Origin of the sequence: Azospirillum sp. INR13, assembly GCF_015390205.1 — a bacterium.
Classification (GTDB): domain Bacteria; phylum Pseudomonadota; class Alphaproteobacteria; order Azospirillales; family Azospirillaceae; genus Azospirillum.
On the sequence record NZ_VUOI01000002.1, the window covers coordinates 254,413 to 270,811 of the forward strand.

Below are 16,399 nucleotides of genomic sequence, written 5' to 3' on the forward strand. Positions count from 1 at the left end.
GAAAGCATCCCGGCCAAGCGGCAGGGTACCCGTCCTGCCATCCTCCCGGAAAAAAGAACGGGCGGGGGCACAAACCTTCGGTCCTACCCGTTTACCCGAAAGATCGGAGTGCCGGCGATTCCACTCAGGATGGCCTGTTATCCAGAGGGGAAACATTAGAATAAATAGTCAGAGATTTTGAACTCCATGGGCTAATTCTACAGAATATGCAGGGAGCTCATCCCGCATACGTATCAATAAAAACCAAGTGACGATCAAACGCGTCTTCTCTACTTGCAAGATAGAGACATTGAATTCAATGGAGAGTCTGTGTCGTGCGCCTCCCACCATTGGAGATCGCACCCGCACACTTGTAAGACCATGGGGTTAGATCCGGATTAGAACTAAAAAAGCCAAACCGATAGGACCATAACAAGGTGTGGGAGACAGCGATTGCCGAATTTGCAGAAGTGACGCATCGACCGTCAAAAAACAGGAAAATCCGAGATGCCCAGCGCAGAGGTGACGCAAAAGGAGGCCGTTGTGTTTCGGAATGCGAAGACCCTGACAGCCGATCACTATGCCGCGTCTTTTCGAAATCATTTCGGAGATGGAGCGGTTCATCGACTTCAGAAGGAGATCGGCTTTGTCGGAAAACGGCTTCTTCGACTCCCCAGCACGGAACGGTCGAGTTTCTTCGATCCCTGGTTCGGGGAAGAGAACGCCCGTCATCTGAGGGTGGTGGCGCAGTCGGTCCGCGGGCTCCCGCAGGACGCTGCCATGGCCACTGCCACCGGCGACATCGCCCCGCGCCGCGCGCCGCGGATCGTCTTCCTGCAGGGGGTGATGCCGCGCAGCGGCACCAACTATCTCCAGAGCCTGCTGGAGTTGCACCCCGACGTGGTGGTCAACCCCTTCGGCATCCGGGAACTGCCCTTCCTGAACACGGTGGAGGACGCGCGCGCCTATGAGGGGCGCTTCCTGCGCCTCTACCGGCGCAACCGGGAATCGTTCCGCGACCTGGAGACTTTCTGCTATATGGTGAGCGGCTTCCTGCGCCGCATCGAAGCCGAGTTTCCAGCGGACAAGACGGTGGTGATCAAGTCGCCCCACACCCGGATGATGCGGTATTTCCCCTACCTGTTCCCGGCGGAGCGCTGCCTGATCGTGCTGCGCGACGGCAAGCGCGCCGTGCAGTCCACCATCGACACCTGGCCGCTGCGCTTCCTCGGCCGGACCTTCGCTGACGTCTGCCGCGAATGGAGCTTCGGCACCGAGGCAGCGCTGGAGGCGCAGAGCCGCATGAGCGCCGATGCCTGCCGGCTGGTCCGCTTCGAGGATGCGGTGGCCGCCCCCGACGGTACGGTCCGCGACGTTATGCGCTTTCTGGAGCTGGAGGAGGGGCGCTATCCGTTCGAGCGGATCGGGACCCTGCCCATCCTGGGATCGTCCCGCGCCTCGCGCAGCAATGGCGAGGTCAGCTGGGCGCCCGTCGAGAAACCCAAGGGCTTCGATCCGTCGAAGCGCCCGATCGAATGGTCGCGCAAGCGTCGGACGGTGTTCGATGCCGTGGCCGGAGACATGCAGAAGAAGGCCGGCTATGCTTCTTGATCCGCTGCTCGACACCCGCCCCGCGGCGAGGGAGCTTCCCGAGCCCGGCCCCGCCACCGATCCCGGAAACGGCTTGCCCGAGATCCTGACCACGCCCGCCCGCCTCACCCACCTGCAAAGGCTGGAGGCGGAGAGCATCCACATCATGCGCGAGGTGGCGGCCCAGTTCCACAAGCCGGTCATGCTCTATTCGGTGGGCAAGGACAGCTCGGTGCTGCTGCATCTGGCGATGAAGGCCTTTTATCCGTCCAAGCCGCCCTTCCCGCTCCTGCATGTCGACACGACCTGGAAGTTCCGGGAGATGATCGAATTCCGCGACCGCACGGCGCAGGAATTGGGCATCGACCTGATGGTCCACATCAACCGGGACGGCGTGCGCCAGGGCATCGGCCCCTTCACCCACGGCTCGGCCGTCCACACCGACGTGATGAAGACGCAAGGGCTGAAGCAGGCGCTCGACGCCCACGGCTTCGACGCCGCCTTCGGCGGGGCGCGCCGCGACGAGGAGAAGAGCCGCGCCAAGGAGCGCATCTTCTCCTTCCGCACGGCCACCCACCGCTGGGAGCCGAAGAACCAGCGGCCGGAGCTGTGGAGCCTCTACAACGGGCGCATCCACAAGGGCGAGAGCATCCGCGTCTTCCCGCTGTCGAACTGGACCGAGCTCGACATCTGGCAATACATCCACCAGGAGAACATCCCGGTGGTGCCGCTCTATTTCGCCAAGCCCCGCCCGGTGGTGGAGCGCGACGGCACCCTCATCATGGTCGATGACGACCGGCTGCCCCTGCGGCCCGGCGAGGTGCCGGAGATGGCCTGGGTGCGCTTCCGCACGCTCGGCTGCTATCCGCTGACCGGGGCCGTGCGCAGCACCGCCGCCACCCTGCCCGAGATCATCCGCGAGATGCTGCTGTCCACCAGTTCGGAACGGCAGGGCCGCGTGATCGACCAGGACGCCGCCGCCTCCATGGAGGCGAAGAAGCAGGAAGGCTACTTCTGATGCTGAAGGACCTCGATCCCGTCACCGCTCCCGCCGGCACCTTCCCCGCCAATGCCGTCCCCATGGATGCCGCCCCCATGGATGCCGTCAACGAGGTGCAGGAGTATCTGGCCCGCCAGAACGGCAAGGATCTGCTGCGCTTCATCACCTGCGGCTCGGTGGACGACGGCAAGTCGACGCTGATCGGCCGGCTGCTCTACGACTGCAAATGCCTGTTCGAGGACCAGCTGGCCAGTCTGGAGGCGGATTCCGGCCGCTTCGGCACCACCGGGGCCGGCCAGCTCGACCTCGCCCTGCTGGTCGACGGGCTGGCGGCGGAGCGCGAGCAGGGCATCACCATCGACGTCGCCTACCGCTTCTTCACCACCGACCGCCGCAAGTTCATCGTCGCCGACACGCCGGGCCACGAGCAGTACACCCGCAACATGGTCACCGGCGCCTCGACCGCCGACGCCGCGGTTCTGCTGGTCGACGCGCGCAAGGGCGTGCTGACCCAGACCCGGCGCCACAGCACCATCGTCTCGCTGCTGGGCGTGCGCCATGTCGTGCTGGCGGTCAACAAGATGGACGCCGTCGGCTGGGACCGCGAGACCTTCGAGCGCATCGCCGCCGACTACCGCGTCTTCGCCCAGCGCATCGGCATCACCGATGTCACCTGCATCCCGGTCTCGGCGCTGACCGGCGACAACGTCACCAAGCCGTCGGACGCCATGGCCTGGTACGGCGGCCCCACCCTGCTCGGCCATCTGGAGAGCGTCGATGCCGCGGCGGAGGAGAAGCTCGGCTCCTTCCGCATGGCGGTGCAATGGGTGAACCGGCCGAACCAGGATTTCCGTGGCTTCAGCGGCACGGTGGTGGGCGGCGCGGTGCGCGTCGGCGACGAGGTCGCCATCCTGCCCGGCGGGCGGACCAGCCGGGTGGCGCGCCTCGTCACCATGGACGGCGATCTGGAGACGGCGCTTCCCGGACAGGCCATCACCCTGGTGCTGGCCGACGAGGTCGACGCCAGCCGCGGCGACATGATCGTCGCCGCCGCCGGCCGGCCGGAGGTGGCCGACCAGTTCGCGGCCCATGTGGTGTGGATGGACGAGCAGGCGCTGCTGCCCGGCCGCTCCTACCTGCTGCGGGCCGGCACGGCGACGGTCGGCGCCCAGGTGACGGAGCTGAAGCACACCATCAACGTCAACACCCAGGAGCATGCCGCCGCCAAGCATCTGGATCTCAACGACGTCGGCTTCTGCAACCTGGCGCTCGACCGGCCGATCCCGTTCGACGCCTATGCCGACAGCCGCGAGACCGGCAGCTTCATCCTGATCGACCGGCTGACCAACGCCACCGCCGGCTGCGGCATGATCCGCTTCCCCCTGCGCCGGGCCTCCAACATCCACCGCCACGCTTCCAAGGTGGACAAGGCGGCGCGGGCGGGGGACCTGCAGAAGCCCTGCGTGCTGTGGTTCACCGGCCTGTCCGGCTCCGGCAAGTCCAGCGTCGCCGACCGTCTGGAGCAGGAGCTGCACCGTCTCGGCCGCCGCACCATGATCCTGGACGGCGACAATGTCCGCCACGGCCTGAACAAGGATCTGGGCTTCACCGACGAGGACCGGGTGGAGAACATCCGCCGGGTGGCGGAGGTGTCGAAGCTGATGGTGGAGGCCGGGCTGATCGTGCTGGTCAGCTTCATCTCCCCCTTCCGCGAGGAGCGCCGGATGGCGCGCTCCCTGGTGGAGGACGGCGAGTTCCTGGAGATCTTCATGGACACGCCGCTGGAGGTCTGCGAGGCCCGCGACCCCAAGGGGCTGTACAGGAAGGCGCGTGCCGGCCAGCTCCCCCACTTCACCGGCATCGACAGCGCCTACCAGCCGCCGGAAGCGCCGGAGATCACGCTGAAGGGTGGCGAACACGACACCGACGAGATGGTCGCCCAGGTGATCGGGGAACTGCGGCGCCGGGGGGTGATCTGATCCTCTTTCCATGGCGATTTCAAAGGGCGGCTTCAGGCCGCCCTTTTTCTTTTCCCGGCCCCGGCTCTTCGCCGTGCCGCACAGGATCATGCTTGAACGGGAGCCGTAGAACGAACCGCAGCAATGAAGAATTTCGCGCCAGCATCCACTTTATTGCGGAAGCATATCCAATATTATCCCGCAATAAGAAAGACAAGAAACCTCCATGTAATCGCAAAAGTTGAAAATCAAGTTTCATAGGCTTGAGATCTGTCGGGAAGTCGGTGATTTCCCTTATATCTTGCATATTCTGGTATTACGTTTTGTTAACGTGACCGTGGCAATTCATTCTTTTGGCGCCGGCGGAGTGACCTTCCGGCCGCTCGTTCCGCCCCCACGAGAGTACGATGAAACTTTCCAGCAAGATCCTGCTGCCGGTCCTGGTCCTGTCCACCGTCTCCGCGGCCATCGGCGGCACATCCGTGTGGGGGCTGAACCGCATCGCTTCCGCCAATCAGGCCCTGATCCAGATGGACCGGATGGTCCTGACCGCGTCGGAACTGCGGTCGATCAGCCGCGCCCTGCAGCGCGATGCCCTGAACCTCATTTCCGAAGACGCCGCGGCGCAGGCGGCCACCGGCGAGCGGTTCGGCGCGCGCATCGCCGAAATGGCGGAAAAGAACCGCCGGCTCGACCAGCTTCTCGCCGCCTCGGGCAATCCGGCCGCCGGCCGGGTCGGCCCGCTGCAGGTCAAGGTCATGGACGCGCTGACCAGGACGCGCGACCTCACCCTGGCGGGGCAGGACGATGCCGCCGCCGCCCTGTTCCGCAGCGAGGTGCGCAGCAGCGAGCGTGCGGCCTCCGCCCTGACCGACCCCATCATCGAGACGGGAACGGAGCGGATCGCCCAACTCACCGACGAGGTGGAGGCAACCGAGAGCTTCGTGAAGACCGCCGTCGTGGCGGTCGGGCTGATCGGCATCCTCATCGGCGCCCTGCTGTCCCTGGTGATCGCCCGCCGCAGCGTCGTGGAGCCGCTGGCCCGCCTGACGGCGAGCATGGGACGCCTTGCCCGCAAGGACTACGGCGTCGACCTGTCGGATGCGGCGCGCAGCGACGAGGTCGGGGCCATGGCCACCGCTGTCGTCACCTTCCGCGACGCGCTGCAGACCGCCGACCGGCTGGAGGCGGAGCAGGCGGCCGACCGCGCCGCCAAGGAGCGCCGCACCGCTGAGGTCGAGCGCCTCGTCCGCCATTTCGAAGCGACCGTGGGCGGCATCCTGCGCACGCTGTCCTCCGCCGCCACCGAGCTGAGCCAGACGGCGCACAGCATGTCGGGCATCGCCGAACAGACCAATGCCCGCGCGTCCGCCGCTGCCGGAACGGCGGTCGAGGCCTCGTCCAACGTCCAGGCCGTCGCGGCGGCGACGGAGGAGCTGACCGCCTCCATCACCGAGATCAGCGGGCAGGTGTCGCGCTCCACCGCCATCGCCGACCAGGCGGTGGGCGAGGCGCAGCAGACCAACGCCCAGGTCCAGGGGCTGGTCGAGCAGGCGCAGCGCATCGGCGAGATCGTGCAGATGATCAACAACATCGCCACCCAGACCAACCTTCTCGCCCTCAACGCCACCATCGAGGCGGCGCGCGCCGGTGAGGCCGGCAAGGGCTTCGCAGTGGTGGCCTCGGAGGTGAAGAGCCTCGCCAACCAGACGGCCAAGGCGACGGAGGACATCGGCACCCAGATCGCCTCGATGCAGGGCGCCACCAACGGCGCGGCCCAGGCGATCGGCGGCATCAGCCGGACCATCGCGACGATCAGCGAGGTCGCCACCTCCATCGCCTCCGCCATCGAGGAACAGGGGGCGGCGACGGCCGAGATCGCCCGCAACGTTCAGGAGGCCTCCAGCGGCACCGCGTCGGTCAGCGCCAACATCGGCGGCGTCAGCGAGGCGGCGGCCCAGACCGGCGCCGCGGCCAGCCAGGTGCTGGGCGCCTCGGGCGAACTGGCGCGCCAGTCCGAACTGCTGCGCCAGGAGGTGGAAACCTTCCTGAGCGGCATCCGCGCCGCCTGACCTGCGACGATACCGGGGCGGGAACGCTCAACCCGCCTCCTCCACCATCTCCCGTTCCCTATTCCTCGAACTCGCCACGGCTGGCGAGTGCCGCGGCGTCCCGCGCGCCATGGAGGACGCGGACGATGACCACCGCATCCGGCAGCGGCCGATAATAGATCGCGGAAATGTTGCTTCCGCTTATGCTGGTGCGATATACAGAACGTATCATGAACATGATGGCTAGGTGATGGCTCGGAAGGGGAAAAATCCGAAGGACGGCAGCAAGTCCAAGGCGGTGTTGCGTTGCGACCCGCTGCCGCACGCCATGAACCCGGGTAAGCTGCAGTCCGTGCTGGCGCTCTTTTCTGCTTGGCGCGCGGCAGCGTGCATCGAACAGCGTCACCAGTGGCGCCTGTTCTTCGAGGGCGGCCGCTTCGAGAAGATGAGCGACGCCAAGCTGACCGTCGGCTTAGTCGGGGCCGCGCGCGAGCAGATGGTCCGCCACCACGTGGTCGGCCAGTTGCGCTCCTGGGTGTCCAACCGGGCCAACGAGTTCCGCGCTGCCGTGCTCGGCTCGACGTTACCTGAAGCGACGCGCCACATGCTGCTCATCGTCAACGCCTGCGAGGCTTGGTTCCGCCGCGACGAGATGGTCATGCGGGAGAGTGGTGAGACCATCCCCGGCGAGGTCCGCAAGCTGGCGCGCTCGATCATGCGAGGCGTTATGTCCCGGCATAGCCGGCCCAGCATGCACCGTACCAGCATGCAGATCGACCAGCGCCAAGCGACACTTGAGCGGACGCGCAACGCGACGGGCCGCGCGCCAACGGACGAAGCGATCGTTGGCCCGGCGGCGCCACGCTTCGCCTACTGGCTCAAGCTGGCCACGTTGGAGCACCGCACGAAGCCCGACGGCACGTCGGAGAGAGCCTACAACACGGTGTGGATCCCGCTACGCACCACTGCGCCGTTCGAACGGCGCCGGGGCGCGCGCAAGCTGACCATCCAGGTCAGCCAGGACCGCGAAACCAAGGCCGTCACTTTCGGCGTCGTCACTGACATCACAGACCATGCCGCGGCGGTCAAGATGGCTTACGCGCCGAAGGCCGCGTTCATCGCGCTCGACTTCGGCCTGAAAGCGCTGTTCGCCACCAGCGAGGGCGACCTCCTCGGCCGCGGCGTCTACGATGCGCTCATACGCTACGACCAGCGCCTCACTACGTTGGCCCGCCACATCCAGCGCTCTGGCGGTAAGCCGCGCGACAGTGAATGCTACCGCCGCTTGGTCACCACCATCCGCGGGTTCATCAAGGCGGAAGTGAACCGGGTGCTGAACCGGATCATCTCTCTGCGACGGCCAAAACATCTGGTGCTGGAACGCCTGCGCTTTCGCTCCCCGGGGCTTTCGGCCCGGCTGAACCGGATTCTCCAGAACTGCGGGCGCGGCGTGATCATTGCCAAGTTGACCGCTCTGGAGGAGGAGTTGGGCGTCACTTCGGAGGAGGTGAACCCGGCCTATTCGTCGCAGCAGTGCAACTGCTGCGGCTACGTCGATTCTCGCAACCGCACGGAGCAGGCGCGCTTTCGCTGCCGCTGGTGTGGGGCGAGGATGAGCGCCGACGTGAATGCTGGGCGGAACGTGGGGGAGCGACGTTCGTCTCCTGAGACCACGCCCGTTGGGCGCACGAAGAGCGCAGCCCTCGCTGAATTGGTATGCCGATTCAACGAGCGGTGGCCGCGGGCTCGGACCTTGCCTCCGGACCCCGGTCGGAAGGGGCAACGGGGCCTGCCCGCCGACCCGCGATGGACCAACCCGTATTTCCGGGACTGGGCCAGTGCGGCGAGGTTAGCCCTGGGAAGCGCAAGCGACCTGGGGAACTTGCCGACGACACCAGCCCTTGTGGCTGTAGGACTCAACGCAAGAGTGCCCATAGATCGCGTAGGCACGGTGGAAGGTCACCCGCAGACCGGCAGCGAGCTCGTCGCGGGCGGCCCCCGATAAAGGGAAGCGACACAAGGGCTGAAGCGTGGCTTCGATGGCCCGGATGAAACCGGTTGCCACCGTTTTGGAGGACTCTGCCGCCACATGAGCCCAGAGTTCGGCGAGATCGGCTTCCGCCGCCTCGGTCAGGCGGAGCGGGAGCGGGCGGATAATGCTTTTCCCCGTTCGGCGATCCGGTCGGCATCGAAGTCCGTCAGGCGCCCTTCGGCAAGATCGGCCATGCCCCGGTCGATGTCCGCCTTTAGCGACGCGAACTCCTGGCGCTGCAGGGCGCGCTTCACGGCCCAGTCGCGCAGCGCCTCGCGGATGACCTCACTGCTCGACGCATAGTCGCCGCCAGCAACGGCGCCCTTCACGGCTGCCGCCATGGCGGCCGGCAATGTGATGGTCAGACGTTCGATCTCGGCCATGACGACTCCTCATGGAATACTTGATCATACTTGATCATACTTATCGAGACCGTCAACCCACCCCTTCCACCATCTCCCGCGCCCGCCGCAGGTCGGTGACGAAGTCGCGATAGGCCTGCTCCGCCGCCTCCCCGGCCGGCAGGCGCAGCAGGTAGGACGGGTGGACGGTGATGAAGCCGCTCCAATCGCCGAACCCTATCGGGCCGCGCTCCCGCAGGACCGAGACGCTGCGCCCGGTCAGCGCGAGGGCCGCGGTGGCGCCCAGCGTCACCACCAGCCGCGGACGGACGAAGGACAGCTCCTTCATCAGCCACCAGCGGTAATGCTTGACCTCGCCGGCGGTCGGCGACTGGTGCAGGCGGCGCTTGCCGCGGGCGACGAACTTGAAATGCTTCACCGCGTTGGTCAGGTAGGCGGCGCGGCGCTCGATCCCGGCCTCCTCCAGCGCGCGGGTCAGCAGCTGGCCGGCGGGACCGACGAAGGGCCGGCCCTCCAGGTCCTCCTGGTCGCCCGGCTGCTCGCCGACGATGGCGATGGCCGCTCCCTCTGGCCCCTCGCCCAGCACCGCCTGCGTCGCCCCCGGCACTAATGGATCCGCGGCCCGGATGATGCGGTTCAACTCGGCCAGCGTCGCCGGCTCCTGCCGGGCCATGGCGGCGACGGCCTTGTCGGGGTTGCGGCGGCGCGGGGCCGCGGCCTCCGCCTCGATCATCGCCTGGACGCGGGCGGGGGCGGAGCGGATCATGGCCGGAATGGCGGCGGCTTCCGGCAGGTTGGCCCAGTATTTCCGCGGCATCTCCGCCCGCATCGCGGTGGGGTTCACCCGCGCCGGGTTGAAGGTGCTCTCGTAATAGCGCTGCCAGCCCTCGGCGAAGCGGTCGTCGCGGTCGAGCCCCTCCGGCCTCAAAGCCGCTGGTCCGACGGTGAGCGACCGCCGGTCCCAATGCAGCGATCCCACCGGCGTCAGGATCGACCAGACCAGGCTCTCGAACCGCTCGACGAAGAAGGGGGCGGTGGCCTCGACGATGAAATGGTCGGGCTCGAACCACGCGACATAGCGCTCGCCCCCCGGACCTTCGGAGCTGGCCGGATCCCGCACCTCGCGGAAGCGCAGGAAGGCGTGCATCTTGTGCAGGTCGCGCCGCACCGCCTTGTCCAGCAGCGCCAGCCGGTGCACCAGCGGGTCGGCATGGTGGTCGAGCATGTCGCGCTCCCCCCGCAGCACCCGCCGGACCAGCCGGTGGAGCAGGGCGTAGCGTTCCGGATCACGGTGGCAGACCACGCTTTCGATCAGCGCTCCCACCGGGCGCGGCAGCGGAACCGGCGGCGCGTCCGCCGGCAAGGGGGCGGCATCCCCGAACAGCGACGGTGCCTCCCCGCCGCTCCAATCCACCTCATCCGGCTCCACGCCCAGGGCGACCAGCCCGCGCAGCGCACGGCGGAAGCCGTCCAGGTCGGCGCCGCCCTTCAGTTCGACGCGATGCATGATTCAGAACCTCAGAACAGGCTGAGCTGCTTGGGCGGCGCCACCAGCCTTTGCCGCAGGTCGGCGCGATCGGTCAGCCCGCCCGGATGGTGGTCGGCGGCGATCAGGAAGGCGCGCGCCCGCTTCAGCCCCGACGACAGCCGCGCCACATCCTCTAGCCGCAAGGTGGTGTGGCGCCGCGCCTCGACGATCTTGTCGACCGCCCGCGCCCCCAGCCCCGGCACGCGCAACAGCATCTCGCGGTCGGCACTGTTGACGTCGACCGGGAAGCGCTCGCGGTTCTTCAGGGCCCAGGCCAGCTTGGGGTCGATGCCGAGGTCCAGCATCCCGCCCTCGCCCCCGGCGGCGATCTCCTCCACCGTGAAGCCGTAATAGCGCAGCAGCCAGTCGGCCTGGTACAGCCGGTTCTCGCGCTGCAGCGGCGGCGGCTTGGCCGGCAGGGCGGAGCTGGCCTCCGGGATCGGGCTGAAGGCCGAATAATAGACCCGGCGCAGCCCATAGCGGCGATAGAGCGTTTCGCTGGTCTCCAGCACCGACAGGTCGGTGGAGGCATCGGCGCCGACGATCATCTGGGTGCTCTGCCCGGCGGGGGAGAAGCGGCGCTTTTCCTCCTTGGCCTCCAGGATGCGCTCGCCCACCTGCCCCATCACCGCCTTGATCGCGCCGCCGTCCTTCTCCGGCGCGAACTCCTTCAGGCTGCGGTCGGAGGCCAGTTCCAGGTTGATCGACAGCCGGTCGGCCCACAGCCCGGCCTGCTCGATCAGCCAGGGGCTGGCCTCCGGGATCGTCTTCAGGTGGATGTAGCCGGCGAAGCCATGGTCGCGCCGCAGCGTGCGCGCCACCAGCATCAGCTGCTCCATGGTGTAATCGGGCGAGCGGATGATGCCGGAGGACAGGAACAGCCCCTCGATGCAGTTGCGCTTGTAGAAGCCCAGCGTCAGCCGGACCACCTCATCGACGCTGAACCGCGCGCGGCGCACGTTGGAGGAGCGGCGGTTGATGCAGTAGGCGCAGTCGAACAGGCAGTAGTTGGTCAGCAGGATCTTGAGCAGCGAGACGCAGCGCCCGTCCGGCGTATAGGCGTGGCAGATGCCGGCCCCGGTGGTCGAGCCGATGCCGTCCGGCCCGCCCGTCCGCCGCTTGGCGCCCGAGGACGCGCAGGAGGCGTCGTACTTCGCCGCGTCGGCCAGAATCCCGAGCTTTTCGAGCAGCGCGTCATCCACCGTGGAGGCTTCCCTCTCTCTTGAAGATGTTCGCAATATGTTCTTTTGAAAGCAAAAGGCAAGCCGAATGGCGGGGGCAAAATCGCGCCTCCGGCCCGTCCCTTCAGCCCTGCCGAATCGCCTCGCCCAGCTCCCGCAGCACGCCGTCCCAGTCGCCCGGCGCGCCCTGCCGGAACAGCCGGACCGACGGATACCAGACCGTGTCGCGGCGCCCCTGCATCCAGCGCCAGTCGGCGGCGTGGGGAAGCAACGCCCAGGTCGGGTGCCCCAACCCGCCGGCGAGATGGACGGTCGAGTTGTCCACCGACACCACCAGATCCATGGCGGTGATCAGCGCCGCCAGCCCGTCGATGTCGGCCCAGGCATCCAGCCCCGGATCGGCGATGCCGGCGGCGGCGGCCTCCGCGGCGACGTCGCCATATTGCAGGCTGACCAGTTTGACATCCGTCCCGTCCAGTGCCCCGGCCAGCCGGTCGAGCGGGATGGAGCGCAGATGCCCGACCGAGGCGTTCTTGCTGCTCCAGGAAAGCCCGACCAGCCGATATCCATGTCCATGGCCGTCCCCGATCCGCTGCCGCAGTTCCGCCACCCGCCTGGGATCGGCCTTCAGGAAGGGAGGCTGGCGGCCGGCGAAATCCTCCATCCGCCGGCGCATCAGGCGCGGCAGGCTGCCGGCCGGGGTTTGTGCGGCCACATCCGGCGCGGTCAGCCGGCGGCTCAACGGTTCGCTGCGCGCAACCACGGTGACACCGGGCAGGCCGCGGGCAAACAGCGGGGCGAGCCGCGCGTCGCAGTCCAGCACCACCCGCATGCCTTCCCCGGCCAGCTGTGGGATCAGGCTGGCGAACATCACCTCGTCGCCCAGCCCCTGTTCGCCCCACACCAGCAGGCTGCCGTCGCCCCGCCCGCCATCGGCCAAGGGCTGCCCGTCCCAAAACGGCTGGGGAAATCCGACCCGCGGGAACCGGCCGGAGGCCACGGCCCAACCCTGTTCATACTCGTCCCACCCCTCCGCCAGCCGGCCGAGCGTCAGCAGGGCGATGGAGCGGTTGAAGCGGGCCTGAGCGTGGTTGGCCGGGTCGGCCTGCATCGCCTGGTCGTAGGCGTCCAGCGCGTTCCCGGCATCTCCCCGCGCCATCAGGGCGGAGCCCAGCGTGTTCCAGCCCGTGGCGAAGCCGGCGTCCGCCGCGACCGCGGCCCGCGCGTCCTGCTCCGCCCGCTCCAGCCTTCCCAGCTTCAGCCAGCCGTCGGCGCGGTTGTTCAGCAGCACGGGATTTCCCGGCAGCAGGACCAGCCCGCGGCCATAGCCGGCCACCGACTCCGCAAGGGAGTCCCCCTGCCGGCCCACGCCCTTCAGTCGGTTGGCAAGCTCGTTCCACAGGACGGGGTCGTCGGGCGCGAGCGTCACGGCGATGCGTGCGGCCTCCGCCGCCCGCTCCGGCAGCCCCTCCCCCGCCAGCAGCGTGGCCAGGGTGGTGAACGGCCAGGCATCCGACAGGTTTCCCAGGGCGATCATGCCGCGACGGTGGATGGCCAGGGCGGCACCATTTCGCCCCGCCCCCTGCTCCATGGCGGCAAGCCGCAGCAGCGCCTTGGGGGACGCCGGCTCCAGCATCAGCACCGTGCGGAAGCCGTCCCGCGCCCTCGAAACCTGCCCCTGCGCCTCGCACAGCAGCGCACGGTTCAGGTGGAGGTCGGCATGGAGCGGCGCCGCCGTCAGCAGTGCCTCATACTGCTCCTCGGCCTCGGCCAGCCGTCCCAGATCCTGGAGCAATCCCGCCAGTTGGAAGCGTGTCCCCGCCTCGTCCGGCCGCAGGGTGACGGCATGGGCGTAATGCCGGGCGGCCCGGTCGGGCCGGTTCAGCGCGGCCTGGATCCGCGCCAGATTGACATGGAAATCGGCGACGTCGGGAGTGACGGCGATGGCCTGCGCGATCCGGCCTGCGGCGTCCTCCGGCCGGCCGGTCAGCGCTGCCAGGATGCCCCATAGGTGAAGCGCATGGGGATGGCCGGGGGCGGCATCGAGGATGCGGCGATACAGGATATCGGCTTCGCCGAAGCGCCCGGCCTCCTGATGATCCAGCGCTGCGATCAGCGCTTCCTGCAATGTTGCCATAGCCTCTTATAGGATGGGGGAAATCGCCGGTCCAGGCCCCGTCCAGGCCCGGCCCCCTTGGGGCGCAAATTGTGCGGGTGCCGTCTTGACAGGAAAGCGGGACGGGGCCACGTGCTCATCACCTGGATCCGGGCCCCTCTGGCGACTTAGACGTGGTCGCGATGTCGGATCTCTTCACCTGCTTTTGCGCCGACGGGCGTGACCGCACTTGGAGGGACTGATGTCCTCACCCCTTGGAGCATCGCCGAGATGCCGCCCCCGGCTTCCGGCCCTTCCCGCTCCCGCCGCTTCCCCGACGCGCGCTGCCCCTCCGGCGCGCGGCCGCACCCTTGCGCCGCTTCGGGCAGTCGGCGCCGGCAGCGGAACCTTTCTTTCAACCTCTTCATGAAGACGAGCATCGCCATGGACCACACCGAACGCCAGATCATCGACGACTTGTTCGCCAAGCTGCATCAGGCCGAGGCGCAATCCGGCCCGCGCGATCCCGAGGCCGAGGCGCTGATCCGCGAACGGATCGCCCGCCAGCCGGCCGCCCCCTATCTGATGGCGCAGGCCATCGTGATGATGGAGCAGGCGCTCGCCGCCTCCCAGGGCCGCAACGAGGAGCTGGAGCGTCAGCTGCGCGAGCGTCCCGCCCCTGCCGCCGCCCCGGCCCAGTCCGGCGGTGGCGGTCTGTTCGGCAGCCTGTTCGGCGGCGCCAGCCGTCCCGCTCCGCAGCCGTCATATCCGGCGGCGGCCCCGGCTGCCGCCGCCATGCCGTCCGGTTCGCCGGCCGGTTCGCCCTGGGGCCGTCCGCCGGCTGCTCCCGGCACTCCCGCCTACGGCGACCCGCGCGTCGCCGGCTATGCCCAGCAGCCGCGGGCCGGCGGCGGCTTCATGGCCGGCGCCATGCAGACGGCGGCCGGCGTCGCCGGCGGCATGCTGATCGGCAGCGCGCTGTCCAGCATGTTCTCCGGCGGCGAGGCGGTGGCGGCTGAGGCCGCGACCGCCGCCACCGATGCGGCCACCGCCGCCACCGACCATGTCGAACAGACGGTCGAGGACAGCGGCTGGGGCGATTTCGGCGGCGAAGAGGAACTCTGAGCCCCGCACCGGTTCGCGGGAGAAGGCCCGCGGGAGGGAGGCGGCCCGCCCTTCTTCCGCGGCCCGGGTTTCTTCAGGCGCCCGGTTTTCTCAGGCCTTCACGATGCGGTCGGCGAAGCCCTCCACGGTCCGCATCGCGTTGCGGGTGTCGACCACCAGCGGGCAATGGGTGGCCAAACTCCGATAATCGATGCCGTCATGGTCGGTGACGATCACCGCCGCGTCGAATCCCGCCAGCGTCTCCGGCTCCCAGGCGATGGAGGTCCGGCCGGCAAGCGCCGCATGCTCGCGGGTGACCGGCAGCACCGGGATGAAGGGGTCGTGGTAGTCGACCGCCGCCCCGCGCTCCAGCAGCATCTCCATCAGCCGCAGGCCGGGCGACTCACGGCTGTCGTCGACGTTCTTCTTGTAGGCCATGCCGACCAGCAGGATGCGCGACCGGCTGAGCCCGATGCCGGAGCGGCGGTCGAGCGCCAGGGCGAGGCGGTCCACCACATGGCGCGGCATCATCGTGTTGACCTCGCCCGCCAGTTCGATGAAGCGGGTGGAGATCTGGTACTCGCGCGCCTTCCAGGTCAGGTAGAAGGGGTCGATCGGGATGCAGTGGCCGCCCAGGCCTGGGCCGGGATAGAAGGGCATGAAGCCGAAGGGCTTGGTCTTCGCCGCCTCGATCACCTCCCAGATGTCGATGCCCATCGGCTCGAAGACGATCTTCAGCTCGTTCACCAGGGCGATGTTGACGGAGCGGAAGATGTTCTCGGTCAGCTTGGTCGCCTCCGCCGTCCGCGTGCCCGACACCGGGACCACCTGCGGCACCACCTGCTCGTAGAGCGCCACCGCCAGCCGCCGCGCCCCCTCGTCGTCGCCGCCGATCACCTTGGGGATGGTGCTGGTGGTGAAGGTGATGTTGCCGGGATCCTCGCGCTCGGGCGAATAGGCCAGGAAGAAATCCCGGCCGCTGGCCAGCCCGGTCTCCTCCAGGATCGGCCGCATCACCTCGTCGGTGGTGCCGGGCCAGGTGGTCGATTCCAGCACCACCAGCTGGCCCGGCCGCAGCCTGTCGCGGATCAGGCGGGTGGAAGCCTCGACGAAGCTCAGGTCCGGTTCGCGTTGCGGCGACAGCGGGGTGGGGACGCAGACGATCACGGCGTCGCAGGCGGCGAATTCGTCGGCATCGGTCGTCGCCCGGAACCGCCCGGTCGCCACCGCCCCGGCGATGCGCCCGTTGGCGATCTGCCGGATGTAGGAGCACCCGCCGTTCAGCGCCGCCACCTTGGCCGGGTCGATGTCGAAGCCGGTGACCGTGAAGCCGGCGCCCGTCAGCGCCAGGGCCAGCGGCAGCCCGACATAGCCGAGCCCGATCACCGCCACCCGCGCGCTGCGGCCGCGATAGGCGCTTTCCAGAGACCGGATGTCGGGTGCGGTGTCCGCTGTGTTCATCATGCCGTTCCGTTCGAAAGGACTGGGCCGCCCGGACGGGCATCCCGCCTGCGGCAGC

Annotated in this window: 11 protein-coding genes and 1 pseudogene; 6 read left to right on the plus strand and 6 right to left on the minus strand. The window is 68.3% G+C overall.

What is annotated here, in order from left to right; all coding sequences use genetic code 11:
• Positions 1-759 precede the first annotated feature (759 nt).
• The 5 genes from F1643_RS02815 (at position 760) to F1643_RS24310 (ending at position 8,583) form a co-directional block, all read left to right on the plus strand.
• A complete protein-coding gene (locus F1643_RS02815) occupies positions 760-1,590 on the plus strand; it encodes a sulfotransferase (protein ID WP_206692281.1) in 831 nt (276 codons plus the stop codon).
• Positions 1,580-2,587, plus strand: coding sequence for a sulfate adenylyltransferase subunit CysD (cysD, locus tag F1643_RS02820; protein ID WP_255542331.1), 1,008 nt, complete (start codon positions 1,580-1,582; stop codon positions 2,585-2,587). Before F1643_RS02815 ends, cysD begins: the two co-directional genes overlap by 11 nt.
• Before the next feature lie 62 nt (positions 2,588-2,649).
• Positions 2,650-4,548, plus strand: coding sequence for a sulfate adenylyltransferase subunit CysN (gene cysN / locus F1643_RS02825; RefSeq protein ID WP_370540442.1), 1,899 nt, complete (start codon positions 2,650-2,652; stop codon positions 4,546-4,548).
• Between the two features lie 386 nt (positions 4,549-4,934).
• Positions 4,935-6,599: a methyl-accepting chemotaxis protein gene (locus F1643_RS02830; RefSeq protein WP_194910533.1), complete on the plus strand. Its 1,665-nt coding sequence runs from the start codon at positions 4,935-4,937 to the stop codon at positions 6,597-6,599.
• Between the two features lie 1,069 nt (positions 6,600-7,668).
• The gene (locus F1643_RS24310; RefSeq protein WP_370540443.1) at positions 7,669-8,583 is read left to right on the plus strand and encodes a zinc ribbon domain-containing protein; all 915 of its coding nucleotides are present in this window, start codon (positions 7,669-7,671) and stop codon (positions 8,581-8,583) included.
• Here F1643_RS24310 and F1643_RS24315 read toward each other — a convergent pair.
• The 5 genes and pseudogenes from F1643_RS24315 to F1643_RS02855 form a co-directional block, all read right to left on the minus strand.
• A pseudogene (locus F1643_RS24315) lies at positions 8,575-8,667 on the minus strand (hypothetical protein); the annotation flags it as partial. The gene F1643_RS24310 and the pseudogene F1643_RS24315 sit on opposite strands and share 9 nt — an antisense overlap.
• A 41-nt stretch (positions 8,668-8,708) precedes the next feature.
• Positions 8,709-8,993 carry a ribbon-helix-helix protein, CopG family gene (locus F1643_RS02840; RefSeq protein ID WP_194910543.1) on the minus strand — a complete coding sequence of 95 codons (285 nt, stop codon included), beginning with the start codon at positions 8,991-8,993 and terminating at the stop codon, positions 8,709-8,711.
• A 52-nt stretch (positions 8,994-9,045) separates the two neighbouring features.
• A complete protein-coding gene (locus F1643_RS02845) occupies positions 9,046-10,479 on the minus strand; it encodes a UdgX family uracil-DNA binding protein (protein WP_194910544.1) in 1,434 nt (477 codons plus the stop codon).
• Between the two features lie 11 nt (positions 10,480-10,490).
• Positions 10,491-11,702: a putative DNA modification/repair radical SAM protein gene (locus F1643_RS02850; protein WP_194910545.1), complete on the minus strand. Its 1,212-nt coding sequence runs from the start codon at positions 11,700-11,702 to the stop codon at positions 10,491-10,493.
• 103 nt (positions 11,703-11,805) lie between these two features.
• The gene (locus F1643_RS02855) at positions 11,806-13,818 is read right to left on the minus strand and encodes a tetratricopeptide repeat protein (RefSeq protein WP_255542332.1); all 2,013 of its coding nucleotides are present in this window, start codon (positions 13,816-13,818) and stop codon (positions 11,806-11,808) included.
• A 402-nt stretch (positions 13,819-14,220) separates the two neighbouring features.
• Between F1643_RS02855 and F1643_RS02860 the strand changes: the two genes are divergently transcribed.
• The gene (locus F1643_RS02860; RefSeq protein WP_194910712.1) at positions 14,221-14,901 is read left to right on the plus strand and encodes a DUF2076 domain-containing protein; all 681 of its coding nucleotides are present in this window, start codon (positions 14,221-14,223) and stop codon (positions 14,899-14,901) included.
• 90 nt (positions 14,902-14,991) lie between these two features.
• Here the strand turns inward: F1643_RS02860 and F1643_RS02865 are convergent, their stop codons facing one another.
• On the minus strand, positions 14,992-16,344 hold the full coding sequence (locus F1643_RS02865) for a nucleotide sugar dehydrogenase (protein ID WP_304488767.1): 1,353 nt from the start codon (positions 16,342-16,344) through the stop codon (positions 14,992-14,994).
• Between the last annotated feature and the right edge of the window lie 55 nt (positions 16,345-16,399).